The sequence below is a fragment of the Virgisporangium aliadipatigenens genome (genome assembly GCF_016863615.1).
GTDB lineage: Bacteria > Actinomycetota > Actinomycetes > Mycobacteriales > Micromonosporaceae > Virgisporangium > Virgisporangium aliadipatigenens.
The window spans coordinates 149,332-172,964 of record NZ_BOPF01000007.1; the positions used below are offsets into that span (position 1 = coordinate 149,332).

Annotated in this window: 24 protein-coding genes; 9 read left to right on the top strand and 15 right to left on the bottom strand. The window is 72.1% G+C overall.

Annotated features, from left to right (window positions below; all coding sequences use genetic code 11):
- Positions 1-40: 40 nt before the first annotated feature.
- The 5 genes from Val02_RS11350 to Val02_RS11370 all read right to left on the bottom strand — a co-directional run bounded on the left by Val02_RS11350 (position 41) and on the right by Val02_RS11370 (position 5,404).
- Positions 41-640 carry a HEAT repeat domain-containing protein gene (locus Val02_RS11350; protein ID WP_203898941.1) on the bottom strand — a complete coding sequence of 200 codons (600 nt, stop codon included), beginning with the start codon at positions 638-640 and terminating at the stop codon, positions 41-43.
- A complete protein-coding gene (locus Val02_RS11355) occupies positions 637-2,463 on the bottom strand; it encodes a hypothetical protein (protein WP_203898942.1) in 1,827 nt (608 codons plus the stop codon). The genes Val02_RS11350 and Val02_RS11355 overlap by 4 nt, the downstream gene beginning before the upstream one ends.
- 84 nt (positions 2,464-2,547) lie before the next feature.
- On the bottom strand, positions 2,548-4,074 hold the full coding sequence (locus tag Val02_RS11360) for a flavin-containing monooxygenase (RefSeq protein WP_203898943.1): 1,527 nt from the start codon (positions 4,072-4,074) through the stop codon (positions 2,548-2,550).
- Positions 4,075-4,076: 2 nt separating this feature from the next.
- Positions 4,077-4,541 (bottom strand): cupin domain-containing protein, encoded by a 465-nt coding sequence (locus Val02_RS11365; RefSeq protein WP_203898944.1) that lies wholly within the window; start codon positions 4,539-4,541, stop codon positions 4,077-4,079.
- A 98-nt stretch (positions 4,542-4,639) separates the two neighbouring features.
- Positions 4,640-5,404: an IclR family transcriptional regulator gene (locus Val02_RS11370; protein WP_203898945.1), complete on the bottom strand. Its 765-nt coding sequence runs from the start codon at positions 5,402-5,404 to the stop codon at positions 4,640-4,642.
- A 39-nt stretch (positions 5,405-5,443) separates the two neighbouring features.
- Between Val02_RS11370 and Val02_RS11375 the strand changes: the two genes are divergently transcribed.
- Genes Val02_RS11375 through Val02_RS11390 form a run of 4 tightly spaced genes read left to right on the top strand, consistent with a single transcriptional unit; the run spans position 5,444 to position 8,506 of the window.
- Positions 5,444-6,190: an SDR family oxidoreductase gene (locus Val02_RS11375; RefSeq protein ID WP_239152725.1), complete on the top strand. Its 747-nt coding sequence runs from the start codon at positions 5,444-5,446 to the stop codon at positions 6,188-6,190.
- Positions 6,190-6,693: a cupin domain-containing protein gene (locus Val02_RS11380; RefSeq protein ID WP_203898947.1), complete on the top strand. Its 504-nt coding sequence runs from the start codon at positions 6,190-6,192 to the stop codon at positions 6,691-6,693. The genes Val02_RS11375 and Val02_RS11380 overlap by 1 nt, the downstream gene beginning before the upstream one ends.
- Complete coding sequence (locus Val02_RS11385) at positions 6,690-7,580, top strand: alpha/beta fold hydrolase (RefSeq protein WP_203898948.1); 891 nt, start codon at positions 6,690-6,692, stop codon at positions 7,578-7,580. Before Val02_RS11380 ends, Val02_RS11385 begins: the two co-directional genes overlap by 4 nt.
- Entirely contained in the window at positions 7,577-8,506 is a 930-nt protein-coding gene (locus tag Val02_RS11390; protein ID WP_203898949.1) for a DODA-type extradiol aromatic ring-opening family dioxygenase, read from the top strand. Before Val02_RS11385 ends, Val02_RS11390 begins: the two co-directional genes overlap by 4 nt.
- Before the next feature lie 7 nt (positions 8,507-8,513).
- On the opposite strand, the gene Val02_RS11395 is transcribed toward Val02_RS11390, so the two are convergent.
- Positions 8,514-9,089, bottom strand: a complete 576-nt coding sequence (locus tag Val02_RS11395; RefSeq protein ID WP_203898950.1) for a hypothetical protein — start codon at positions 9,087-9,089, stop codon at positions 8,514-8,516.
- 126 nt (positions 9,090-9,215) lie between these two features.
- Between Val02_RS11395 and Val02_RS11400 the strand changes: the two genes are divergently transcribed.
- Entirely contained in the window at positions 9,216-9,395 is a 180-nt protein-coding gene (locus Val02_RS11400; RefSeq protein WP_203898951.1) for a lasso RiPP family leader peptide-containing protein, read from the top strand.
- Positions 9,396-9,473: 78 nt separating this feature from the next.
- Here Val02_RS11400 and Val02_RS11405 read toward each other — a convergent pair whose 3' ends face one another.
- From Val02_RS11405 to Val02_RS11430, 6 genes are all read right to left on the bottom strand, one after another.
- Entirely contained in the window at positions 9,474-11,039 is a 1,566-nt protein-coding gene (locus tag Val02_RS11405) for a multinuclear nonheme iron-dependent oxidase (protein WP_203898952.1), read from the bottom strand.
- 95 nt (positions 11,040-11,134) lie between these two features.
- The gene (locus tag Val02_RS11410; protein ID WP_203898953.1) at positions 11,135-12,724 is read right to left on the bottom strand and encodes a pectate lyase family protein; all 1,590 of its coding nucleotides are present in this window, start codon (positions 12,722-12,724) and stop codon (positions 11,135-11,137) included.
- 130 nt (positions 12,725-12,854) lie between these two features.
- Complete coding sequence (gene dmpG, locus Val02_RS11415; RefSeq protein ID WP_203898954.1) at positions 12,855-13,856, bottom strand: 4-hydroxy-2-oxovalerate aldolase; 1,002 nt, start codon at positions 13,854-13,856, stop codon at positions 12,855-12,857.
- Positions 13,853-14,779 (bottom strand): acetaldehyde dehydrogenase (acetylating), encoded by a 927-nt coding sequence (locus Val02_RS11420; protein ID WP_203898955.1) that lies wholly within the window; start codon positions 14,777-14,779, stop codon positions 13,853-13,855. The genes dmpG and Val02_RS11420 overlap by 4 nt, the downstream gene beginning before the upstream one ends.
- On the bottom strand, positions 14,776-15,603 hold the full coding sequence (locus Val02_RS11425; RefSeq protein WP_203898956.1) for a 2-keto-4-pentenoate hydratase: 828 nt from the start codon (positions 15,601-15,603) through the stop codon (positions 14,776-14,778). The genes Val02_RS11420 and Val02_RS11425 overlap by 4 nt, the downstream gene beginning before the upstream one ends.
- A gap of 61 nt (positions 15,604-15,664) precedes the next feature.
- Complete coding sequence (locus tag Val02_RS11430; RefSeq protein WP_203898957.1) at positions 15,665-16,408, bottom strand: IclR family transcriptional regulator; 744 nt, start codon at positions 16,406-16,408, stop codon at positions 15,665-15,667.
- A gap of 96 nt (positions 16,409-16,504) precedes the next feature.
- On the opposite strand from Val02_RS11430, the gene Val02_RS11435 reads away from it, so the two are divergent.
- A complete protein-coding gene (locus Val02_RS11435; protein WP_203898958.1) occupies positions 16,505-17,329 on the top strand; it encodes a DinB family protein in 825 nt (274 codons plus the stop codon).
- On the opposite strand, the gene Val02_RS11440 is transcribed toward Val02_RS11435, so the two are convergent.
- Positions 17,300-17,818, bottom strand: a complete 519-nt coding sequence (locus Val02_RS11440) for a pyridoxamine 5'-phosphate oxidase family protein (protein ID WP_203898959.1) — start codon at positions 17,816-17,818, stop codon at positions 17,300-17,302. The two genes, Val02_RS11435 and Val02_RS11440, sit on opposite strands and share 30 nt — an antisense overlap.
- 159 nt (positions 17,819-17,977) lie before the next feature.
- Here Val02_RS11440 and Val02_RS11445 point away from each other — a divergent pair, with 159 nt between their 5' ends.
- Positions 17,978-18,187: a sigma-70 family RNA polymerase sigma factor gene (locus tag Val02_RS11445; RefSeq protein ID WP_203898960.1), complete on the top strand. Its 210-nt coding sequence runs from the start codon at positions 17,978-17,980 to the stop codon at positions 18,185-18,187.
- Positions 18,184-18,492 (top strand): hypothetical protein, encoded by a 309-nt coding sequence (locus tag Val02_RS11450; protein WP_203898961.1) that lies wholly within the window; start codon positions 18,184-18,186, stop codon positions 18,490-18,492. The genes Val02_RS11445 and Val02_RS11450 overlap by 4 nt, the downstream gene beginning before the upstream one ends.
- Here Val02_RS11450 and Val02_RS11455 read toward each other — a convergent pair.
- Positions 18,450-18,992 carry a hypothetical protein gene (locus tag Val02_RS11455; RefSeq protein WP_203898962.1) on the bottom strand — a complete coding sequence of 181 codons (543 nt, stop codon included), beginning with the start codon at positions 18,990-18,992 and terminating at the stop codon, positions 18,450-18,452. The genes Val02_RS11450 and Val02_RS11455 overlap by 43 nt on opposite strands.
- A gap of 131 nt (positions 18,993-19,123) precedes the next feature.
- Here Val02_RS11455 and Val02_RS11460 point away from each other — a divergent pair, with 131 nt between their 5' ends.
- Entirely contained in the window at positions 19,124-19,321 is a 198-nt protein-coding gene (locus tag Val02_RS11460; RefSeq protein ID WP_203898963.1) for a hypothetical protein, read from the top strand.
- 28 nt (positions 19,322-19,349) lie between these two features.
- Here Val02_RS11460 and Val02_RS11465 read toward each other — a convergent pair whose 3' ends face one another.
- Positions 19,350-23,552, bottom strand: a complete 4,203-nt coding sequence (locus Val02_RS11465) for a GH92 family glycosyl hydrolase (RefSeq protein WP_203899161.1) — start codon at positions 23,550-23,552, stop codon at positions 19,350-19,352.
- Positions 23,553-23,633: the final 81 nt, after the last annotated feature.

Here is a 23,633-nt window from a genome sequence, read left to right on the forward strand (position 1 = left end):
GACGCGGGAACGTCACATCCGCGCGACGATCCGCTCGCCGTCAGTGGTGCCGCGCGGCGAGTTCCCGGACGCCCTCGTCGGGATCGTCGAGGAGCCGCCCGGCGACGGCCCGGACCCGCGCGGCCGGTACGCCGGCGATGCCGTCCGCCGCGAGCGCGTGGAACGCGTACCAGCGCGTGTCGGCGTCGCTGTCGGCGCAGAGGCGTTCCAGGGTGTCGAGCGCGTCGTCGGTGATGCCGTCGTCGTCGACGAGCCCGGGGACGGCCGCCGCCACCCCGAAGCGCACGCCGTCGTCCGGGTGCGCCGCGAATGCCAGCACCTCGTCGAGCGCCGCACCCGCGCACTGGTAGCCGAGCGCGGAGATGATCCAGCGCAGCACCGCGGCGTCGGACTCGACGGCCAGCCGGGCCCGCAGCGCGGGGATCACCTCGTCGCGGAACGGCCGCAGCCCGGTGCCCGGCGCCGGCGGACCCAACTCGCGCAGCACCCGCGCACCCAGCCGGCGGTGGGCCGGGTCGGCGTCGCCGAGCAGGGCGATCGCCGTGTCGAGCACCTCACGGGTCGGCTGTTCGTGCAGCGCCACGAGGGCGGACAGGCCGGCGTCGTCGTCGGCGAGCGCGGCCGCGAAGAGCGGGTTCACAGCGGCCGGTAGGCGCACCGCGCCCCGGTGTCGACCGTCGTGGACAGGTGCTCGCCGATCACCGCGTCCGCCTCGGCCACCCGTCCGATCGCCCGCCGGATCGCCCGGCCGACCGCGAGGCGGGCCCGTTCGGCGTTGTCGGTGAACTCGCGCGTGCGCCCGCGCAGCCCGGTGGCGGCGCCCAGTTCGGCCAGGATCCAGTCGCGCTCGGCGCGCAGCGCCCCGGCCCGGCCGTCGCCGTCGGGCAGGTCGGCGAGGCGCGCGTCGAGGCGGGCGAGCCGCTGCCGGTACTGCTGCACGGCCGCGCGGTCGAGCACCTGCTGCGCCGCCTGCCGGGGAGCCGCGGGCGGCGCCGCGCCGCGTCCGGTGAACGCCTCGGCGCCGGCCGCCAGTTCGGACGCGGGGATCTCGGAGCCGGGGTTGGCGAGCAGGACGGCCAGGTGCAGCATGCCCACGCTGTGCGCCACGACCGCCTCGCGGCTGCCGAGCGTGACCCGCCAGCGGCGGCCCTCCCGCACCAGCACCGGCCGGGCGCCGGGCACCTTGTCGAGCGTGGTCAGGCGTTCGCGGGACAGGCGTGCGGCCGGCCCGTGGCCGAGGGCGAGGTTGCGTTCGACCGACTCGCGCAGGTGCGTGACGGCGCGGTCGCGGTCCCCGGTCGTCAACGCGGCGGTGCCCAGCATGTGGTGCACCGAACCGAAGCAGGCGATGGCGAGGCTGGCCATGGCCGGCAGTTCCGCGTAGGGGAGCAGGAGCGCGTAGGCCTGCGCCGCGGTGTCCACGTCGCCGAGCAGGTACGCCGCCTCGGTCACCCCGCACATGGTCAGCAGCCACGTGCTCGAACGCGGCAGTTCGGCCCAGTCCCGCCCGCGCAGCCGGTACAGGGCCGACTCGGCGGTCTCGCGGTCGCCGGCGTACGCGGCGGAGACGGCCAGCGCCGCGAAGAACGAGTTGTCGACCGCGCTCAGCGTCGGCGAGTGGACCAGCCCGTTGAGCATCGGCAGCAGTTCGCCCAGCCGCCCCTCGAACCAGTGCACCGCCACCATCTGCGCCCCGAACCAGCCGGTGGCGTCGATGTCGCCGGCCTCCGCCCCGAGGGCGGCGCTGCGCTGCGCCAGAGCGCCGGCCTCCTCGAAGCGGCCGGCCCGCACCGCGAGCATCACCTCGACGGCCGACACGACGAACCCCACGGCGAGATGGTCCCGGGTGGCCAGTTGGGCGCGCAGCTCGACCAGGCGGCGTTCGGCGTGCGGGTCGCCGGCGAGGAACAGGTCGACGGTGCGCCACAGCAACCCCATCAGCAGGTCGCCGCGGCGCCCGGTGCGCACGCTCGTCGCCACCAGCTCGTCGGCGAGCGAGGCCCGCAACGCGCCGTGGTCCGGCCCGAGCACGCAGTGGTGCGCGAGACTGAGCGCCTCCGCCCGCGCCACCGGATCCCCGCTGTGCCGCGCCTCGTCGAGGGCGGCCAGCGCCGCGGTGTGCGTTCCCCCGTGGTAGTCCTGCTCTCCGGCGAGGCGGACCCGCAGCCGCAACGCGAGCGTGGACGCGGGATCGAGGCGCGCCACCGCGTCGCGCAGCCGGGTCAGGTGCACGGTCGAGGCGACGGTGTCGCGGTGCTCGTGCACCCAGAGGCCGCCCATGCCGAGCGCCGCCCGCGCCATGGTGTCGACGTCGCCGTCGCGCTCGGCCGCGTCGTACGCGTGCGCGAAGAGGCGGCGACTGACCGTCAGGTTTCCCTCGGCGACCTGGCTGTGCACGGCGGCCGCGAGTGCCGCGCGGGCATCGGCCGGCGTGGCGTGGTCGCGATCGAGCAACCCGGTCACTGGAGATCCCCACGAATCACCGGCGCAGGGTATGCCAACAAGGGAAGCCGGGACCACATCCTTTACCGTCGATCGGGATGGCGACTATTGGGTAGTCCTTTCGGCGCGGCTGTGCCGCGGGTTCGACCGCTTCGCGTTCAGCCGCGCGACGAGGGCCGGGGTGACGCCCTTGTACGCGGTCGGGTCCACCGGGTTGAGCCAGTGCGACGCCCGGACCCGCTTGCTGATGTTCAGGTCGAGGTCGTCGAGCACCTCGTCGATGTTCTTCAGGGAGAACGGAATGATCTTCGTGCCGCGGCAGTGGTGCCGATCGGTCGCCACGTCCATGAACGCCAGCTGCGCGGCCACCTGACGGCGCAGCACGTCCGGTTCGGGAACGGGCACCGCGCCGGCCAGGTGCGCCGCGATCCACACGGCGGCCATCTCGGCGTTGAGCGGGCTGAAGAACGAGGAGTTGTATCCGTTGAAGTACAACCCGTCCACGCCGATCGGGAGGATCTGGCGGTACAGCAGGAAGTTCCCGCGCTCGTCGAAGATCTGCGACCGGGAGTGGGAATCGAGGAACGGCACCCCCTGCGTGAACCCGGTCGCGCACACCACGAGGTCGGCGGGAAGCGTCGTCCCGTCGGAGAGGTCGGCGTGCGGCCGGCCGTCGATCACGCGCAGCCGCGCGACGGTGGTGTCGCGGTGCACGACGATGGCACCGCTCTCGACGCCTTCGAAGAAGCCCTCGGTGGCCAGGCCGATGGCGCCCTTGACGATGTCCTCCATGGTCCCGCGCGGCACCAGTCCCAGCTTCGCCAGCTTGAACTGCCGCTTCGACACGCTGCCGACGGAGTTCAACATGTTGCGGCGCACCGGATTGCCGACCCCGTGCAGGAACTTCTCGAACCCGCGCAGCCGGTGATACTTGAACAGCGCCTCGCCCATGCGGGTCAGCAGCAGCATCTTGAAGTTGAGCACGCCGGCGATCTTCCGGGGCACCTTCCACAGCAGCTGCCGCGCGATGACGTGCGTGCCGGCGGCGACCTCGCTCACCGGCACGGTCACGTCGCACGCGGACTTGCCGTAGCCGACGACGAGCACGTGCTTGCCGCGGGCCACCTCGGCGTCGTGCAGCTGGGTGCCGGCCATGACCCGACCGCCCGCGGCGGTGTATTCGTCGATGCCCTCGAACGCGGGCATGTTCGGTTCGCAGAAGACCCCGTTGGCCACGACGAGCCGGTCCACGGTTTCCCCACCGAGAGTGCCGTCGTCGGCGTCTTTCAGGGAGAGCGACCAGCGTCCGTCGCCGGTCGGGGTCGCGGCGGTCACCAGCGTGTGCAGCCGCAGATGTGGTTCTATCTTGAACTCCGTGGCGTACGCCTCCAGCCACGACTGCACCTGTGCGCCGGTGGGCCACTCGGGAAACTCCCGCGGCAGCGGGAAGTCCGACAGCCCGTAGGTCGACCTGGCCGACTGTGTCGTGAGGCCCGGGTACCGCCGGGTCCGGCTCCAGACGCCCCCCACGTCCGGCGCCGAGTCGAAGACCACGACCTCGTGCCCCGCCTGGAGCAGCGTCTTCGCGGTGGCCAGCCCGGCGACGCCGGCCCCGATGATGCCGACGCGCATGGCTACGCGCCTGCCGGCGGCAGCTGGAGCTCGATGCCGAACTCCTCCATGATCGGCTTCAGCGTCGCCATGTCCTTCGGGCCGGGCGGCAGCTCACCGAGGGCCTGGTAGTACGCCTCGAGCCCGGCGGGGGAGACGACGGAGATGACCCGTGCCTCGTCCCGGTACGGGTTGCGGAACGTGTGCACGACGTTGCGCGGCAGGTAAAGATAGTCGCCGAACTCGAGCGTGAACTCGTCGCCGCCGAGCGTCACGTCGAGGCGCCCGGCGAGGCAGATGAACGACTCGTCCTCGCGGGTGTGCAGGTGTGCGGGCGGGCCGTTGGTCTCCGGCGGGATCGCGTACTCGAACAGCGAGTATGCGTCGCGGGTCGCCTGACCGTTCGCCTTCATCGTGATGTTCAGGCCGATCGCGGGGATCTGGGTCCCTTTGCGCGAGGCGAGCATGTAACCACCGCCAAGGCTCACGGGGTCCTCCTGTCGTCCGGGGGGTGTGCGCTGGCTCACAGACTGCGGCTTCGTGGACCCCGACCCTAGCGGCCGTCCCGCTCAGCGGGACTCGAATGTTACCGGCTTGTGTACGCGCGGGACGCGGCCGCGGCGGCCAGCCGCACCGCCGGACCCGCCCGGTCGGCGCGCACCAGGGCGGTCGGCCCGGTCACCGAGACGGCGGCCACCACCCCGCCGAGCGGTCCGAAGATCGGCGCGGCGACGCAGGAGATCCCGATGTTGCCCTCTTCGCGCTCGACGGCCAACCCCCGGTCCGGGATGGCGGCCAGCTCGCGGCGCAGCGCGGTGGCGGTGGTGAGCGTGCGCGGCGTGCGCTTCTCCAGGCCGGCGTCGATCACCTGCTGCACCGTGGCGTCGTCGCTGTAGGCCAGGATGGCCCGCCCGAGGGCCGAACAGTGCGCCGGCAGGAGCGCTCCCACCTGGGACAGCATCGGCATCGGCCGGTGTCCGGTGATCTTGTCGACGAGCAGCACCTGGGTGCCGCTGAGCACGCCGAGCTGCACCGTCGTGCGGGTGGCGTTGTAGAGGTCCTGCAGGAACGGCAGCGCCGCCTCGCGCAGTTCGTGGCGGACCGGCACCAGGCCGGAGATCTCGAAGAGCCGGTTGCCGATCCGGTAGCGGTCGGCCGGCTTGTCCAGCCAGCCCAGCTCGATCATCTTGGTGGCGGTGCGGTGCGTGGTCGAACGCGGCAGCCCGCAGCGCGTCACGAGCGCCGCGAGCGTCAACTCGCGATGGTGCTCGTCGAACGCCCCGAGGATCGCCGCGGCGCGGTCCAGTCCGCCCAGCCCCGCCGAACCGGTGTCCCGCTCACCGGGACTCACGGTATGGCCCGTCGTGTCATGGCAGTCAGGCTAACCGCCATGACAACCGCTCTGGTCGGTGGCGGCGCGACCGGCATCGGCTTCGCGACCGCGGAGTGCCTCGCCCACGCCGGCCATCGCGTGGTGCTGTTCGGCCGCCGCGAAGAGGCCCTCGCGAAGGCCGCCGCGCTGCTGCCCGGCGACGTGCACACGGTCGTCGGCGACGTCTCCGACCTGGATTCCACCCCACGCATCCTCCACGAGGCCGGTCCGGTCGACGTCCTCGTGCTCAACGCCGGCGGCCCGCCGCCGGGGCGCATCCTCGACGTCGACGACGATCGCTGGCAGGCGGCGTTCGACCTGCTGCTGCGCGGGCCGCTGAAGCTCGCGCGGCTGGCGCTGCCGCCGATGGCCGAGAACGGCTTCGGCCGGGTCGTCTTCGTCACCTCCACGGCGGTCCGCCAGCCGCAGCCGGACCTGGCCGCCTCCGTGGTGCTGCGGGCGGCCGTGACGAGCGCGGCGAAGCTGCTCTCCCGGGAGTTCGCCGGGCTGGGCGTGACGGTCAACTGCGTGGCGCCCGGCCCCACGGCCACCGACCGCCGGCGCGACATTCTCGCCGCGCGGGCCCGCCGCAGCGGTGCGTCGTTCGACGACGTGGACGCCGCCGACGTGGCCGTGGTGCCGGCCGGGCGGGCCGGTCGCCCGGAGGAGATCGGCGCGGCCGTCGCCTTTCTCGCCTCGCCTGCCGCAAGCTACGTCAACGGGACCGTGCTCACGGTCGACGGCGGAAGAACGGAGACCCCGTAATGGCGCAGGCCGGGCCTGACTTCAGCATGGCCGAGTTCCTCGGCGCGATCTCCGCGGTGGTGCGGCCGAGTGCCGCCCGCCCGATCGTGGTGCACGACCATGAGTTGGAACGCCTTCCGGCCGCGCAGGTGCACAACCCCACCGAGCTGCGCATCGCCGGCAAGCTGCCCACCAGCACGTTCGAGATCTTCCGGCAGACCATCCCGCCGGGGCTCAGCTCGGACATGCAGCGGCACTACCACGAGACCGTGCACTACGTCATCTCCGGCCGGGGGCACACCGAGGTCGAGGACGACGTCGAGGAGTGGGCCACGGGGGCGTTCGTCTACACGCCGCCGTGGACCTGGCACCGGCACTACAACGACAGCGCGGACGAGCCGGTCGAGTTCCTCACCATCGAGAACTCCCGCCTGCTGAGCCTCTTCGGCGTCGCCCGCCGCCAGAGTGCCGGGCTGTCCACAGTGGAGGAAGCGCGGAACCGCTTCAAGGAGGAGCACTCATGACGGGGATCCCCGAGCACATCAGCATCTGGGCCGAACTGTCCACAGTGGACCACGAACTGCGCCACGTGGACGTGCCGCTGGGCGGTGCCGTCGTGCGCACCCGGGTCCTGCGGGCCGGGGCGGGGCCCGACCTGGTCCTGCTGCACGGCACCGGCGGTCACCTGGAGGCGTACGCGCGGGACATCGCCGGCCTGGCGCGGGACTTCCGCGTGACGGCCTACGACATGGTCGGCCACGGCTGGTCGGACACGCCGGACCGGCCGTACACCATCGACGTTCTCGCGGATCATCTGATCGGTCTGCTGGACGCGCTCGGCATCGAGCGGGCGCACCTGTCGGGGGAGTCCCTGGGGGGTTGGGTCGTCGCCTGGACGGCCGCCCACCACCCCGCGCGGGTCGACCGCCTGGTCCTCAACACCCCCGGGAACATCGCGAACAAGCCCGAGGTGATGGCCCGGATGCGCGACAGCACCATGGCCGCCGTCACCGACCCCAGCGACGCGACGGTCCGGCGGCGGGTGGAGTTTCTCTTCCACCACAAGGAAATGGTCACCGACGAACTGGTGAACCTGCGCCGCGCCGTCTACAGCCGACCCGGCTTCGTGCGCGCCATCACCAACACGCTCGTGCTCCAGGACCCGGTGGTGCGCAAGGACTTCGCCTGGCGCCGCGAGTGGGTGTCCACAGTGGCGGCGCCGACGCTGCTGCTGTGGACCGAACACGACCCGACCGGCGGGCTGGACGAGGCGGCGCTGCTGCTGGAGTGGCTGCCCGACGCGCGCCTGCACGTGATCGCCGACGCCGGCCACTGGCCGCAGTGGGAGAAGGTCGACGAGTACCTGAACGCCCACCGCGACTGGCTCCTGCTGGGGAAGGATCCCTCGTGACGGAGATTCTCGGTTTCGTGGGGATGTCGCACTCGCCGTTCGCGACGCTGCTGCCGCCGGCGGCGGTCGGCGAGCCGGGCGGCGCGTTCCTGGCCGACGCGGCGCGCGTGGCGAACGCCGTGCGCGCCCTCGCCCCCGACGCGCTGGTCGTCATCGGCCCCGACCACTTCCACGCGAACTTCTACGACCAGATGCCGCCGTTCGTCCTGGGGGTGGAGGAGGCGACCGGCTTCGGCGACTTCGGCAGCACGGCGGGGCCGTTGCCGGTCGCCTCGGGACTGGCGTGGGCGGTGCGCGACGGATTGACCGACGCGGGGTTCGACGTGTCGCTGTCGTACTCGCTGACCGTGGACCACGGCGTGGTGCAGTCCTACGAGATGGCCGGCGGGGCGGGGATCCCGGTGGTGCCCTTCGTGCTGAACACCGCCGCCCCGCCGCTGCCCTCCCTGGCCCGCTGCGTGGCGCTGGGGCAGGCGCTCGGCGCCGCGATCCGCCGCGCACCCGGCGCGGGCCGCGTGCTCGTGGTGGCCAGCGGCGGCCTGTCCCACTGGCTCCCCTCGAACGACCCCCGCGACCCGTCGGTCGTGGGCGAACGCCGCGACTCGCTGATCCACGGGCGCAAGGACGCGCGGGCGTTCGCGGCGGTGCGGGAGCCCCGGGTGCGCGCGATGGCCGGCAATCCGGACGCCCGGGTCAACGCCGACTGGGACCGGTGGTTCCTGCGGCAGCTGCGCACCCTCGACCTCGAACCGATCGTCGCGCTGGGCCACGAGAAGCTGGAACACGAGGCCGGCAGCGGCGGGCACGAGGTGCGGGCGTGGCTCGTGGGGCACGCGGCCGTCGGCCTGCCCCTGGTGTGGGACAGCTACGAGCCGGTCCCGGAGTGGATCACCGGCATGGGCATCGGCACCACGTTCCCGGTGTAGGGCGGGTTCACAGCTTGCCCGTCGTGCGGCGCACGCGGTGTCCCAGGTGCGCGCCGACGTCCGCGACGAACGACGGGGCGAGCGGCGGCCAGTTCCAGAACTCCAGCGCCAGGTTGCCGAAGGCCCACGGCAGGTCGTCCCACGCCCAGTCGTTCATCGCGACGAACGCTCCACAGTGGACACACGCGAACCCGTCCGACGCGCCGCGGTGCCACTCGTCCACGGCGTCCCAGAAGCGGCTCCACTGCGCCGATGGGCCGTCGTCGTCGCTCCGGTCGGCGACGTGGCAGTGCGGGCAGGCGACGCGGTAGACGTCGGGGCCGGCGAAGAAGACGGTGCGACCGGTGACGACGCGCAGGCCGTTCGTGCGCAGGCGGGTGAAGAGGCGGTCGTCGGGCTCGGTGACGACGGTGCGCCAGCGGGCACCGGGGGCGTGGCCGAAGGGCTCGCCGAGCACGCAGTCCGACGGCGTCGCGACGACGATCTGCGCCGCGACGAGCCGGGCGAGGAGCGTGTGCCCGAGTTCCGCCGCCTCCGCGGCCGTGGCGTCGAGGTCGACGATCTTCTGGAACGACTCACCCACGGCCGGAGCGTATCGAGGTGTGCGTCCCGCCGCCGGCCGGCGCATTGCTCGCATTTCGGCGAAAACAGGTTCGCGTCCCGGTAGCTTCGGTAGTAGTCAGCGGTCGGTCAGACGAAAGGACGACACGTGGCAGTCACCATCGACACCGTCACCATCGACGCCAAACCGCCCCGCACCGTCCGGCAGCCGGAGGAGTACCGGCCGCCCATGATCGAGGCGCTCGGCTCCCTGCGCAAGCTCACCAAGGGCGCCGGGCCCGGTGGCATGCCGATCGTGATGCAGACGGGCGGAATCCCCGGCATGTGACCGTCGCCGGCCGCGGGTCACCATCCCCGCGGCCGAGCGATCCGGCCGGCCCTCGCCCGCGAACGGGGGCCGGCCGCCTCAGTCTCCGGTGCAGCAGCGCGCCGAACCGCACTCCACGGGACCGGTCTCGTCCGCCTGCACCGCCACGACGCCGCCGCTGCGGCCGAAGCGCCCGTCGCCCAGGTAGGCCAGCGTCACCTTCGCGCGGAACCCCTCCGGTGAACCGTCCACTTCGGACAGACCCTCGATCGCGGCGTCGATGTCGACGCCCCAGTGGCGTTCCGGCGCGACCGGCTCGTCGGCGACGCAGGCGTTCATCCACGACTCGCAGTCGAGCAACTCCTGCAGCAGTGGCGTGTCCGGCAGCAGCGAACGCATCGCGCGGGCCGCCGTCGCCGCGCTCAGCGGGGCCGTCCCGTCCAGGGTGGCGATGAGGCGGTCGTGGAGGCGTTCGACGCTCCAGCCGCGCAGCCGCTGGATCCAGCCGGCCGTGGCAGGGTAGTACGCCGCGATGCCGGTGCCGAGCGCGAGCAGTCTCGAGCGGCGGTCGTAGTCCCAGCGGCGGCGCTCGTTCACCGCGAACACGTCGGCGAGGTCGGGGCCGGCGTGCACAAGGCGTTCCCCCGACAGTGGCCGATCGGAGTGCAGAACGTCGAACAGGCCCACGGACAGCGACCGGACGCGGGCCCGGCTGCTCGTCAGGTCCGGCAACGGCGGCCGCGCGGGAACCACACCGGCCAGCCACGACGCGACCGACGGGCGGGAGCGTACGGCGGCGAGCCGCTGCAGCGCGCGCTCGGGACGGCGGGCGCCGAACAGCTCCAGCGCGATCGCCCGCAGGTGCGGCGCCGTTTCGACGACCTCGTCGATGAGGTCGAGACAGACCGACACGACGTCGTGATCGCCGTGGTCGTCGTGATACACGAAACCCTCGCGCACCAGGTCGATCCGGCCGCCCGCGAAGTGGATCTCGGTAACGCTGTCCCAGGGGAGGCGGTGCAGGTCCGCGGTCGGCGAGGCGCCGCGCGCCACCTGGTAGCTGAGCACGTGGCCGACGTCGACGCACATGCCGCAGCCGGTCGCCTCGCAGAGCCGCGCGAAGAAGTCGAACGCGTGCATGTCCCCGGCCACGTACGTCATCGGCGGGAACTCCGCGTTGAACGGCCGGCCGAGCACCTCCTGCACGAAGCGGATGTTCGCCGTCGCGACGACCAGCGTCTCGGCGGTCAGCGGCAGCGGCATGAAGTGCGGGTAGACGTGCCGTTCGCTCATCAGCCACACGCCGAGGTCCTCGGTGACCCACGGCGCGTCGGCGATCGTGAGCAGCTCGCGCAGTTCCGTCAGATCGTCTTCGGTAGGCGGTTGTGCGTATACCGGATTCACATTGGTGCTGTGCACCAGGACGGTCGCCGCGCCGGCCAGCTCCCGCACGCCGCGCCGCCGGAAGCCGGCCGCCTCCCGCTCCGCGCGTTCGTGCGCGCGCAGGTACGGTGCCGGACCGCGGTGGCGGGAACTCGGCGCGGTGATCTCGAAGAAGTCGACAGCCCCGTCGGCCAGGTACGCGGGGTGGAAATCCGCCGGGTTGACGCCGACGCCGAGGCCCTTCAGGGGAACGTCGCGGAAGTAGTCCGGTCCGAAGTCCATCAAAACACTCTAAACTGGACATGCCTGTCCGGCTCCGGAAATGCCCGGTGCCGGGAGCGCCCTCGCGGCAGCTCCCGGCACCGGCGGTCCCCGCGTCAGGCGTACGTCTCGAACTCCGCCACCTTCGGCGTGCCGGTCGCGCTCGTGATCTCGAACGTGACCTTCTTCAGCGACGTGCGCGGGATCGTGACGGCGGCACCCGCGCCGCTGCCGGAGGCGAGCACCGCGCCGGTGTCCCCGTTGAGGACCCGCCACGCGCCGATGGTGCCGGCCGAGCCGGACGCCTCACGGATGGCGATGGAGCCCACCGTCGTCGCCGAGCCCCACTTGATCGAGATCGAACCGGTGCTGCCGCTCGGCGACCAGATCGTGCCGAGGCTGCCGTCCTTGACGTTGCCGTAGCTGGTGCCGCTCGCCTTGCTCGAACCGTCCGCGCCCGCGCCGGAGGCGAGGCTTAGGTTGCTGCCGGAGGGCTGGCTCGGGCCGGCCGAGGGCGGCGGGCTGCTCGGCGCCGGACTGCTCGGCCGCGGGCTCGACGGGCCGGCGGTGGGACCGGTCGTGGGGCCCTGGGTCACCGCGCAGGTGCCGGTCGACGTCTTCAGGCCGGTCCTGTCGCCGGCCGTCTGGCGCACGATGTTCGGCACGCAGGAGGCGCTGTCGAGCGTGAACGCATACGGAATACTGACGGTCGTGTTCGACGTCGGATTCGGTCCGGCCGGGTTGTTCTCGCTGCCGGGCGCGGACCAGGTGACGTTGTCGAAGACGTTCCCGCCGACCTGCCAGTAGCCGGCCGCGTCGGTGTAGAAGGTGCCGAGGACGTCCTTGGAGTCCTCGAAGTAGTTGTTGTCCACCTTGGCCTTCGCGCCGGCGCGGGAGTTGATCCCGGACTCGTTCAGGTTCAGGTAGTGGTTGTTGTACATGTGCGCCACGCCGCCGCGCAACAGGGGCGTCCGCGAGTCGATGTTCTCGTACAGGTTGTGGTGGAACGTCACGAAGCCGTTGGACGTGTCACTCTCGCTGGAGCCGATCAGCCCGCCGCGCCCGGAGTTGCGCAGCGTGCTGTAGGAGAGCGTGACGTACTGCGTGTCGTCCTTCATGTCGAACAGCCCGTCGTAGCCCGCGTCCTCGCCGCCGGAGGCCAGCAGCGTGGCGTGGTCGACCCAGACGTTGCGCACCGTGCTCTCCATGCCGATGGCGTCGCCGCCGTTGGAGGTGGGGGAGCCGGACTTCTTGACGTTCTGCACGGTGACGTTCTGGACGATGATGTTGCTGGAATCGCGGATGTGGATGCCCAGTTGGTCGAAGACCGCACCGTTGCCCACGCCGACGATGGTGACGTTGCTGATCTCCTTGAGTTCGATCCGGTCGGCGGCGGTGTTGCAGCCGGCGCCGGAGACCTTCGTCGTGTTGCCGTGGTTGATGGTGCCCTCGACCTGGATGATGATCGGCGTGCTGCTGCTGGCCCGGTTGCACAGGGCGGTGTGGATCGCCGTGCCGGTGGTGGCGCGCACGGTCGCACCGCCGGCCCCGCCGGTGGTGCCGCCGTTCACGGACGCGAAGCCGGTGGCTCCGGCCGCCGCCGCGGACGCCTCCGGAATCGACAGCGCGACGCCGACGGTGGCCGCGACGGCCGTCCCGGCGACCGCGACCGCGATCTGGAGCCGTCGTGCGACTGGTTTCCTCATCTCGCCTACCTTTGCCTGGGGTCCGGAAAGCATGGAGGGGGAAAGCGCTTTCCTTGCCCGGCAGGCTAGGCGGATCTCGACCGGTGCGGCAAGATCGCGCCCGTTTCGAGGTGGTATGCCGTGAAATCTTTCAGGAAGTTTTGAGATCCAGGGCGATGTCCACGAGCAGGTCCTCCTGACCGCCCACCAGCCGCCGCCGTCCCGCTTCGGCGAGGATCGATCGCACGTCCACCCCGTACCGCCGCGCGGCGACCTCCGCGTGCCGCAGGAACGACGAGTACACCCCGAAGTACCCCAGCGTCAGCGTCTCCCGGTCCACCCGCACCGGCCGGTCCTGCAACGGCCGCACCAGATCGTCGGCGGCGTCCTGCAGGGCGAACAGGTCGCAGCCGTGCTCCCACCCGGACAGGTTCGCCACGGCCACGAACGCCTCGATCGGCGTGTTGCCCGCACCGGCCCCGTGCCCGGCGAGCGAGGCGTCGACCCGCGTCACGCCCTCCTCGACGGCCACGACGGAGTTCGCCACGGACAGCGACAGGTTCTCGTGCGCGTGGATGCCGACCTCGGTCGCCGGGTCGAGCGCGTCGCGGTAGGCGCGCACGCGGTCGCGGACGCCGTTCATGGTGAGCCGCCCGCCGGAGTCCGTCACGTACACGCAGTGCGCCCCGAACGACTCCATCAGCTTCGCCTGGGCGGCCAGTTCCTTCGCCTCGGCGAGGTGCGACATCATCAGGAAGCCGGCCACGTCCATGCCGAGCCCGCGCGCCGTCGCGATGTGCTGCGCGGCGACGTCCGCCTCGGTGCAGTGCGTGGCGACCCGCACCGAACGCACCCCGAGCGCGTGCGCCGCCCGCAGGTCCCGCACGGTGCCGATCCCGGGCAGCAGCAACGTGGTCAGCCGCGCGCGGGTGCACGCGGCCGCGGCGGCCTCGATCCAGGCGGCGTCGGCGTGACTGCCCGGCCCGTAGGTGAGCGAACCCCCGGCGAGCCCGTCGCCGTGCGCCACCTCGATGCCGTCCACGCCGGCGGCGTCGAGCGCGGCGACGATGCGCGTGACGTCGGCCGGTGCGATGCGGTGCGAAACGGCGTGCATCCCGTCCCGCAGCGTCACGTCCTGGACGAAGAGTTTCATGCGTCGGCCATCCGTTCCGCCACCCGCAGGGCGGCCGCCGTCATGATGTCGAGGTTGCCGGCGTACGCGGGCAGGTAGTGCGCGGCACCCTCGACCTCCAGGAACACCGTCACCTGATGGGTGGGCGCCGTGCGGTTGCCGGGATGCAGCAGGGTGTCGACCGGCGCCTCGATCGGCGTGATCTGGACCTCCTGCTTGAGCCGGTAGCCCGGCACGTAGGAGGCGACGGTGTCGACCATCGCGTGCACCGACTTGCGGATCGCGGCGTGCACCACCGGGGACGGGTCGTCGATGAGGGCGAACACCGTGTCGCGCATGACGAGCGGCGGTTCGGCCGGGTTGAGCACGATGACGGCCTTGCCGCGACGGGCGCCCCCGACCGACTCCACCGCCCGCGCGGTCGTCTCGGTGAACTCGTCGATGTTGGCCCGCGTTCCCGGACCGGCCGAACGGGACGCGATCGACGCGACGATCTCCGCGTACACCACGGGCGTGATCCGCGAGACGGCAGCCACGATCGGCACGGTCGCCTGTCCGCCGCAGGTCACCATGTTGAGGTTGCGCGCGTCCAGGTGCGCGTCCAGGTTGACGGCGGGCACCACGAACGGCCCGATCGCCGCCGGCGTCAGGTCGACCAGCCGCACGTGGGTGTCCGCGAGCGCGGCGGCGTTCTCCTTGTGCGCGGCCGCCGACGTCGCGTCGAGCACGATGCGGATGTCGTCGAAGTGCGACATGGCGACGAGCCCGCCGATGCCCTCGGCCGTGGTCGGAACGCCGAGCCGGCCGGCCCGCGCGAGCCCGTCCGAGGCGGGGTCGATGCCGACCATCGCACCCATCTCCAGGACGTCGGAGCGGCGCAGCACCTTGAACATGAGGTCGGTGCCGATGTTGCCCGACCCGATGACCGCGACCTTCGTCCTCATCGGACACCCCGCGCGCCGTCGTCCGCCGCCGGCGCGAAGGCCGTGGCGACCTCGCCGATGCCGGAAAGCGTGGCAGTGACCCGCATTCCGGGCCGGACCGGCACCATGGGCCCGAGCGCGCCGGAGAGCACCACCTGTCCGGCGCGCAGCGGGTCGCCCAGGTCCCGCGCCGCCCGGGCCAGCCACGCCAGGGCGGCGAGCGGATCCCCGAGGCACGCCTTCCCCGAACCCTTCGAGACGACCTCCCCGTCGACCACCATCTCCATGACGGTGTCCACGGGCTCCACAGTGGACAGTGTGACCGAGGTGGTGCCGAGCACGAACAGCCCGCTGGAGGCGTTGTCCGCGATGGTGTCCGCGATGCGGATGTCCCACCCGGCGATCCGGCTGTCCACGATCTCCAGCGCCGGCACCAGGTACTCCACCGCGTCGCGCACCTGGGCCGGGCCGAGGTCGCCGTCGTGCAGGTCCGCCCCGAGCACGAACGCCACCTCCGCCTCGATGCGCGGCTGGAGCAGGCGTCCGGTCGGGACGAGGGCGAGCGCGCTGACGTCCATGTCGTCGAAGAGCACGCCGAAGTCGGGGCGGTCGACACCCAGCTGCGCCTGTACGGCCGGCGCGGTCAGCCCGATCTTGTGCCCGACGACGCGGGCGCCGCCGCGCAGCCGTTCCTCGGTCAGGTGGCGCTGTACCGCGTAGGCGACGTCGATGTCGTCGGCGCCGATGAGGTCGCGCACCGGGGGACAGGCGGTCACGTCGCGGGCGGCGTCGCGCAGGCGCCGCGCCGCGTGGACGACCGGCCCGTGCTCGGAGGTGGAAGTCATGGCGCCCACCCTGCCGTCCGGCCGGTCCGGTGCTCCAGCGCGAAGTTCCGCGGAACGGAACTCACTCCAGGAGCCCTTGCCGGCGCGCGAGCGTGGCGGCGATCCCGGCCGCGGCGGCCTTCACCGCGGTCGCGTGCTTCTGCGGCTGGAACCGCGTCACCGGCCCCGCCACGCTGACCGCCGCGACGGCGAGATCCCGTCGGTCGAGCACCGGTGCGCCCACGCACACGATCCCGACGGCGGACTCCTCGAACTCGAACGTGACGCCCTTCTCCACCGCCTCGTCGAGCTGTCCCCGCAGGATGCGCGGCGCGGTGATGGTCCGCGGCGCCAGCCGGGCCAGCGGCCCCTTCAGGAACGACGTGCGCACCGCCGCCGGCGCGAAAGCCAGCAGCGCCTTGCCGATCGCCGTCGCGTGCAACGGCATCCGCCCGCCGAGCCGGGACGGCGCCTTCGCCTGCCGGTGCCCGCCCATCTTCGCCACGTACACCACCTCGGCGCCCTCGCGCAGTCCCAAGTGGACGGTCTCGTGGGTGCGCTCGTACAGGTCCTCCAGGAACGGCGTCGCCACCTCGATGAGCCCGCGTTCGACCGAGGCCCGCATCCCCAACTGGAACAGGTGCCCGCTCAGGTGGAACTTCCCGTCGACCCGGTCGAGCAGCCGCGCGGCGACCAGCTCGGCGGTGAGCCGGTGCAGCGTCGCCTTCGCGAGCCCGGTGCGCCGCTGCAGTTCGGCGAAGCCCACGCCGCGGTCGTCGGCCGTGAACGCGTCCAGGATCGCCGACACCTTCGCGATGACGCTCACCCGCGCACCATACGCGGCACGGATCGCGCACTAGTGGTCGTCCGGGTAACTCGGGCGTTCCGCGGCTGATGCAGGATCTCGCCCTAGGCTGAACGGATGAGTGCACCTCTGCCCGTTTCCCTCTCGGAGCGGGCCGGCCTCGTGGGCGGCGCCGGAGCGGTCCGCGCGGCGTTCGTCGGCCGGCGCGGCCGGCTGCTCGACCTCCTGGACGCGCTGCCGGCGGCCGACTGGGCGCAGCCGTCGCGCTGCGCCGGATGGACGGTGCACGACGTGGTGCGCCACCTGGTCGACGTGGCGCGCCTGCACGTCGACCAGCTCGGCACCGGCGGCACCGCGTTCGACGCCGAGGCGTTCCACCCGGCGCGCAGCCCCGCGCAGTGGATGGTCGCCTCCGAGCGGGCCACCCCGGCGCAGACCCTCGACGACCTGCGTGAGCTCACCGAGGTCGAGGCGAAGCTCCTCGCCGAGCGAGCCGACGAGTCGCGGGCCGGGCTCTGGCGCGGGCCGTCGCGACGTCCGCTGCACCCCACGACCTTCTCGCTCCACCTGCACTGGGACGCCTGGTTGCACGAGCGCGACATCACCGTTCCGCTGGGAGTGCGGCTCCCGCCGGACCACCTCGGCACCCACCTGGCCGTCCTGTACGGGCTGCTGCTGGCCGCGACGCCGGCGCGAATGGCCGGAGTTCGGCTGGAGACCTCCGTGCTGCTCGACGGCGGCCCGGCGGAGTGCTACGCCATCTCCCACGGCGCCTCCGGCATCGTGGTCTCCGCCGACACGGCGCCGGAAGCGCCGCTGCGATCCCGGGCCGATGCGCTGCTGGACGCCCTGATGGGGCGCGGGCCGGCGTTGCACACCGTTCTCGAGGGGCCGGCCGAGCTCGTCGCGACGCTAGACCTGCTCCGGAAGTTCGCCACCTGACGTGCGTGCGGCGCGGCGGCGGGCCAGCTCCTCGATCGCGCTCGGCAGGGTGGTCTCGAAGTCGATGAGCTTCGCCCAGGTCGGCGTGACGACGATGCGGACCATCCCGTCGTAGAGCGAACGCACCTCGGCCTCCCACACGACCCGCTGTTCCGGCGTCATCGCGTAGGTGCCGTTCATCCGCAGGTACTCCTCCGGAATACCGTCGACCACATCCAGCTCGACCCGGCCGCGGATGAGCAGGATCTTCGGCGGGTGGACCTCGGTGTCGATCGTCAGCGCCACCGTCGGGTTCGCGCGCAGGGCCGGCAGCTTCGGGGCGTTCTTCGTGGTGCACAGCACGATGTGGGTGCCGTTCCAGGTGAAGGCGATCGGGATGCTGCGCGGCGTGCCGTCCTTGGCGAGATAGGCCAGGCGGGTCAGGTCCCGGGCCAGTAGTTCCCGGCTGAGCGGCCGGTTCAGGACCTCGGTGATCTCGTTCGGCTGCATGGTGGACGCTCCTTCGTCGGTCCGGCTCGTGCCACTGGGACGGAGCCGGCCGGCCGTTCTCGACAACCGCGCCGGCTTGCGTCTCGCGGCGACCGTCGACAAGTCGCGAGCAAGCCGGGTGCGGCACCGTCGTGCGGGTCCGGCCACCAGAGGGGAACCATGAGCGCCGTCGTCCGCATGCGGCGGGTCCACGCGGCGCACGGCGGACCGCTGCGCCGCTACCTGCTGCGGTTGACGACGGGCGACCCGTACGTGGCGGACAACCTGGTGCAGGAGACGATGCTGCGCACCTGGACGACCTGCCGGCCGAACCCGCGAAGGTGCGGCCGTGGCTGTTCGTCCTGGCCAGACGGGCGTTCGTCGACGTGACCCGCAGGCGCCTGGTGCGGGACGCCCGGGCGGCGGTGTCCGACACCCGCACCGTGCGTACCGCGCTGGCCGCCCTCAGTGACGAGCACCGGAGGGTTCTCGTCGAACTCTTCTACCACGACGTCGCGCCCCGCGAACTCGCCGTCCAGCGGGACATGCGGCAGCTGGCCCCGGGCGCGGACGTCGTGGTGGGAACGCGGCTGGTGGAGGAGGAGGTGTCGTCCCTGGCCGAGTGGTGCCGGGTGCCGTTCGTGGCGATGCACTACGCGCCGCTGCGCACCAACGACGCCTTCGCCTGCTGGTGACCCGCCGCCGGCTGCCCGCACGGCTGAACCGGCTGACCCACGCGCTGTTCGAACGCCAGGCGTGGCAACACAACGCGCTCGACCTGCGCGCCTTGCGGGCGGAACTCGGCCTGCCGCCCGCGCTCGCACCGGCGGCGGCCCGGCTCGACCGGGCCGGCATGCCGGAACTCCAGGCGTACAGCCCGCTCCTCGTGCCCGAACTGGCGCAGTGGAACCCGCGCCGGCCCCTGGTCGGCAACGTGCTGCTGTCGGCGAAGCAGCGCGCGGGGATCGGCGAGGGCGTGCCGGACCCGGAACTGCTGGCCCGGCTCGACGCCGGCGAGGCGCCCGTCTATTTCGGCTTCGGCAGCATGCCGGTGCTCGACGGCGCGCGGATCCTGCGGACGGTACGCGACGTGGCCCGGCAACTGGGGGTGCGCGCCTTGGTCGCTGCCGGCTGGAGCGACCTTCCGGCCGACGCCTCCGGCGACGACCTGCGGGTGGTCGGCGAGATCGACCACGACGCGGTGCTGTCGAGGTGCCGCCTCGCGGTGCATCACGGCGGCGCCGGGTCGACGGCCGCGTCGCTGCACGCGGGCTGCCGACCCTTGTGTGCGCAGTCTTCTCCGATCAACCCTTCCGGGGAACGGTGGTGCGCCGGCACGGCGTCGGCGACACCTTCCGGTTCACCGAACTGTCGACGCGTCGCCTGGTGCGCACGATCGGCCCGCTGCTCGGGGCGGGTCCGGCCCGCCGCGCCGCGCTCCTGGCACAGCGGCTGCTCGAGGAGAACGGCGCCAGCGCGGCCGCGACCGTCGTCGAACGCACCGCCGCGGGCCCCGGGGTGTGAGTCCCGAGGCCCGCGGCACGTCAGATCCCTACAGCGCGCGGCACTGGTCCACGCGCGGCCCCCGCACGTCGTTCGGCAGGCCGTTGCCGGTCGGCGGCGGGGCGTTGAAGCTGCACGACAGCGGACCCTCCACTGTGGACGCCGCGACCGTGTTCGCCGTGCCGCGGTTGGTGAGCACCAGCGCGGCACCGGCGACGCGGCTGGACTCCAGGGCCACCTCGCCGGTGGAGGCGGTGACGAACGCCGAACCCTCCACGGTGGACCCGACGAGCACGACGTCCTTCGCGCCGGCCGTGGCGAGCGGCCCCTTGACGGTGGCGCCGTTCGCCAGGAGGGAACCGCCACCGGTGACCGTCACCGGACCGGTCACGACCGCCCCGGGGGCGAGGCACGTGACGCCGCCGGTGACGTTGAGCGCACCGGCGTGGGTGCCGCCGACCGTGGACGTGCACGCCGGGGCCGGCGTGGCGAGCAGCTCGAACTCGGCCAGCGAGCCACCGGTGAAGGTGATCCGGTAGTGCGCGTAGCGGCCGGGGTTCTTGACCGAGAACGGCCTCGTCTGTTTGCGCCAGGCGAAGGACTCACCGGTGCGCTCGTCCACCGTGGTCCACCGGGTGCCGTCGTACGAACCCTCCAGCTTCCATCCGGTCGGGTCGTCGGTGCCGGCGCCCGACGTGAGCGTGTACCGGGTGACCCGTTCGGCGCCGGCGACGTCCGTGCTCAGCGTGGTGACCGGGGCGGCGGTGGCGGAGTCGTTGTCGAACAACGGTCCCGTGCCGGTCGACACGTCCCGCGCCGGGCGCGGGCTCTCGCCGTCCGGCGTGATCGACAGCGGGGCGTCGCCGGCGCCGGTGCCCCAGGCCGACGGCTTGTCGCCCATGGTGAAGTCGAGCGTGGCGCCCTTGGCCAACAGGTCGTGCGGCAGGTACGTCCGGTCGTAGGACTTCCCGTTGATCCGCAGCTTCTGCACGTACACGTTCTCGGCGCTGTTGTTCGGGGCGTTGACGACGAGCTTCTTGCCGTTCTCCAGGTGGACCGTCGCCTTCTTGAACAGCGGCGAGCCGACCGCGTAGTACGGGCTGCCCATCTGCAGCGGGTAGAAGCCGAGCGCGCTGAAGACCTGCCACGCCGACATCTCGCCGTTGTCCTCGTCGCCCGGGTAACCCTGGCCGATCTCGCTGCCCAGGTAGAGCCGCGACGTCGCCTCGCGCACCTTCTGCTGCGTCTTCCACGGCTGGCCGGCGTAGTCGTACATGTAGAGGATGTGGTGCGACGGCTGGTTGCTGTGGCCGTACTGGCCCATCCGCACGTCGCGCGCCTCCAGCATCTCGTGGATGATGCCCGGGTAGGAGCCGTAGTACTTGCCGGTCTCCGGGTCGGCGAAGAACGCGTCGAGCTTCTTCGCCAGGCCGTCCTTCCCGCCGTAGAGCGCGGCCAGGCCGGCCCCGTCCTGCGGCGCGTGGAACGCCATGTTCCAGCCGTCGGTCTCGGTGTAGTCGTAGCCCCACACGCGCGGGTCGTACTCGGCCGGCGTGCGGCGCCAGTTGCCGGCGCTGTCCTTGCCCTGGAAGAAGCCGACCCCCGGGTCGAACATGTTGACGTAATTGAGTGCCCGGTCCCGGAAATATTGGTATTCGGTCAGGAACCGCTGCTTCTGCGGGTCGTCCGGACGGGCCGCCTCGTACCGCGCCTTCGCCATGTTGGCGATGCCGAAGTCGTTGATGTACCCGTCCATCGCCCACGACATCGCCTCGCCCGTCACGTCCAGCGGCGTGTAGCCGAGGAACGTCGAGCGCGCCAGCCCCTTGCGTCCCACGTTGTCGTTCGGCGGGGTGACGGTGGCGTTCTTGACGGCGGCGTCGTACGCGGCGCTCACGTCGAAGTTGCGCACACCCTTGAGGTAGGCGTCGGCGAAGGCCACGTCCGAACTGGTGCCCACCATCAGGTCGGCGTAGCCGGGCGAGGACCAGCGGGAGATCCAGCCGCCGTCCTTGTACTGCTGGACGAAGCCGTCGATCATCTCGCCCGCGCTGCGCGGCGCGAACAGCGTGTACGCCGGCCACGTGGTGCGGTACGTGTCCCAGAAGCCGTTGTTGACGTACACCTTCCCGTCGACCACCGGCGCGCCGGTCTCGGTCGGGCCGGACGGCGGCGTCGTGGTCGCGGACTGCACCGCGTGCTTCCACACCGGCGCGGTGCGCGTGCCGACGTTCTCGTGTCCCGAGTTGGGGTAGAGGAACAGCCGGTACAGGTTGGAGTAGAGCGTCGTGAGCTGATCCTGGGTGGCGCCCTCGACGGTGATGACGCCGAGCTGCTTGTCCCACAGTTGCCGGGCCCGGTCCCGCACGCTCTCGAGCGTGTCCGATGTGGACAGTTCCAGCTCCAGGTTGTGCTTGGCCTGCGCCGTGGAGATGAGCGACGTGGCGATGCGCATGGTCACCGACTTCTGCGCCGACGTGTCGAAGGCGACGTAGCCGGTGGAGACCCGGTTGCCGGCCGGGAGCATGCCGCTGCCGGTGAACGAGCGGTCGAACGTCGCGTAGACGTACAGCCGCGTGGCGCCGGTCGACCCGCCGCTTCGGACATCGGACCAGCCGGTCACCACGCCGGTCGACGGGTCGATCGTCAGCGACGAGCCGTCGTCGACGTTGTCGAAGACGAGGCTGCCCTCGTTGCCGGTGAAGGTGAAGCGGAACAGGGCCGCGTGGTCGGTCGGCGCCAGTTCGGTCCGCAGGCCGTTGTCGAAGGTGACGCCGTAGTAGTGCGGCTTCGCCGTCTCGTTCTCGTGGCCGAAGGCGAGCGCCCGGGCGCCCCGGTCGGCGTTCGGCACGGCCGCCCCCTGCGGCATCACCTGGAACGTCTGCCGCTCACCCATCCACGGGCTGGGCTCGTGACTGGCGGAGAACGCCTCGAGCGTCGGCCGGTTGTCGCCGTTGTTGGCCCGCTGCCACTGGTAGAGCCAGTCGGTCGAACCGGCGTGCATCACCGGCGTCCAGAAGTTGAACCCGTGCGGGACGGCCGTGGCCGGGAAGTTGTTGCCCCGGGAGAAGCCGCCGCTGGCGTTGGTGCCCCGGGTGGTCAGCACGTGGTCGGCGAGGCTGCCCGTGGGCGCCTTCGGCGCGGTGCCGACGCGGATGTCGTCGTACCAGGCGCGGAACTGCGTCGGCCCGGCCGGCGCGTCGTACCCGACGAGGATGCGGTCGATCCGCTTGCCGGCCGCGACGGCGCCGATGAGCGACCGCTTGGCGTTCCACTGCTGGGTGTACAGCGTCTTGGAGTCGCCCTGCCCGCGCGGGCTGAGCGTGGCGCCGTGCTGGTCCTCGGCGTTCAGCGCGGACAGGTACGTCCCGTCGGTGAACGCCAGGTCGACGGCCGTGTACGTGGCCGGATAGCGCAGGTCGTCGGCGGTGAACTCGGGGAAGACCAGGTAGGACAGCTCGGTGTCGCGCGCGACGGGGATGTCGACGTCGAACACCCTGTTGTACGAGTACGCCCGCCCTTCGGTGAGGTGCCGGCCGGCGATCTGGAACGCCCGCAGCCCGGTGTACCCCACGCCGGGTTTCGCGGTGGGGGAGCCGGCGGGTCCCTTTCCGGTGGCGCTTCGCATGTCACTCGGCGGGGGCGGCGTGGTGTCCCCGTCGGACAGCTGCCACTCCGCGAGCTGGATCAGGTCGGTGTTCGTGCGGGCGATGTCGAGCCGGTAGTACCGGTACGCCGTCGTGTTCTCGAAGCGGAACTCCCGCAGCTGGAACCGGCCGGTAAAGGCCTCACCCGTGCGGGTGTCCACAGTGGACCAGGTTTCGCCGTCGTTCGACGCGAGGACGCGCCAGTCGACCGGGTCGCGCTCGGGCGCGTCGTTGGCGGAGGTGAGCGCGTAGTGCACGACGGCCACCGGCTCGCCGAGGCGCACCTGCGCCCACCCGGAACGCTGGAACGTCAGCCACTTCGACTGCGGGTCGCCGTCGACCAGGTTCTCCTTGACCTCGCCGGCCTCGACGAACTCGCCGCTGGCGGTGATCTGGTCGACCTTGTCCATGATGTTGCCGGGGATCTTGTCGGAGAACGCCCCGTCGACGCCCTGCACGCGCTTGTTGCCCGCGGCGTCGGTGTCGACGGTGTCGCTCCACGTGGGCTGTGGGTCGGCGGCCTCGAACGACGACGCGAACGCCGTGCCGGGCGCCGGAGCGCGCTGCGGGACCTGCGCGGCTGCGGTGCCCGATCCCGCGAGCATCACCGCCGCCCCGGTGAGGAGAGCCGTTGCCCAGTGCGGTTTTCGTAGCACCCGCGCATCCCTTCGGATCGATGCGTACTC

Excerpts from the sequence above, each read along its gene's own strand:
- Val02_RS11360 (WP_203898943.1), bottom strand. The coding sequence starts at position 4,074 with ATGCGCGTCGGCATCATCGGGGCCGGCGTCGCCGGGCTGGCCACCGCG.
- Val02_RS11375 (WP_239152725.1), top strand. The coding sequence starts at position 5,444 with ATGACAACCGCTCTGGTCGGTGGCGGCGCGACCGGCATCGGCTTCGCG.
- Val02_RS11380 (WP_203898947.1), top strand. The coding sequence starts at position 6,190 with ATGGCGCAGGCCGGGCCTGACTTCAGCATGGCCGAGTTCCTCGGCGCG.
- Val02_RS11385 (WP_203898948.1), top strand. The coding sequence starts at position 6,690 with ATGACGGGGATCCCCGAGCACATCAGCATCTGGGCCGAACTGTCCACA.
- Val02_RS11405 (WP_203898952.1), bottom strand. The coding sequence starts at position 11,039 with ATGGACTTCGGACCGGACTACTTCCGCGACGTTCCCCTGAAGGGCCTC.
- Val02_RS11410 (WP_203898953.1), bottom strand. The coding sequence starts at position 12,724 with ATGAGGAAACCAGTCGCACGACGGCTCCAGATCGCGGTCGCGGTCGCC.
- dmpG (WP_203898954.1), bottom strand. The coding sequence starts at position 13,856 with ATGAAACTCTTCGTCCAGGACGTGACGCTGCGGGACGGGATGCACGCC.
- Val02_RS11420 (WP_203898955.1), bottom strand. The coding sequence starts at position 14,779 with ATGAGGACGAAGGTCGCGGTCATCGGGTCGGGCAACATCGGCACCGAC.
- Val02_RS11425 (WP_203898956.1), bottom strand. The coding sequence starts at position 15,603 with ATGACTTCCACCTCCGAGCACGGGCCGGTCGTCCACGCGGCGCGGCGC.
- Val02_RS11435 (WP_203898958.1), top strand. The coding sequence starts at position 16,505 with ATGAGTGCACCTCTGCCCGTTTCCCTCTCGGAGCGGGCCGGCCTCGTG.
- Val02_RS11440 (WP_203898959.1), bottom strand. The coding sequence starts at position 17,818 with ATGCAGCCGAACGAGATCACCGAGGTCCTGAACCGGCCGCTCAGCCGG.
- Val02_RS11445 (WP_203898960.1), top strand. The coding sequence starts at position 17,978 with ATGAGCGCCGTCGTCCGCATGCGGCGGGTCCACGCGGCGCACGGCGGA.
- Val02_RS11465 (WP_203899161.1), bottom strand. The coding sequence starts at position 23,552 with ATGCTCGCGGGATCGGGCACCGCAGCCGCGCAGGTCCCGCAGCGCGCT.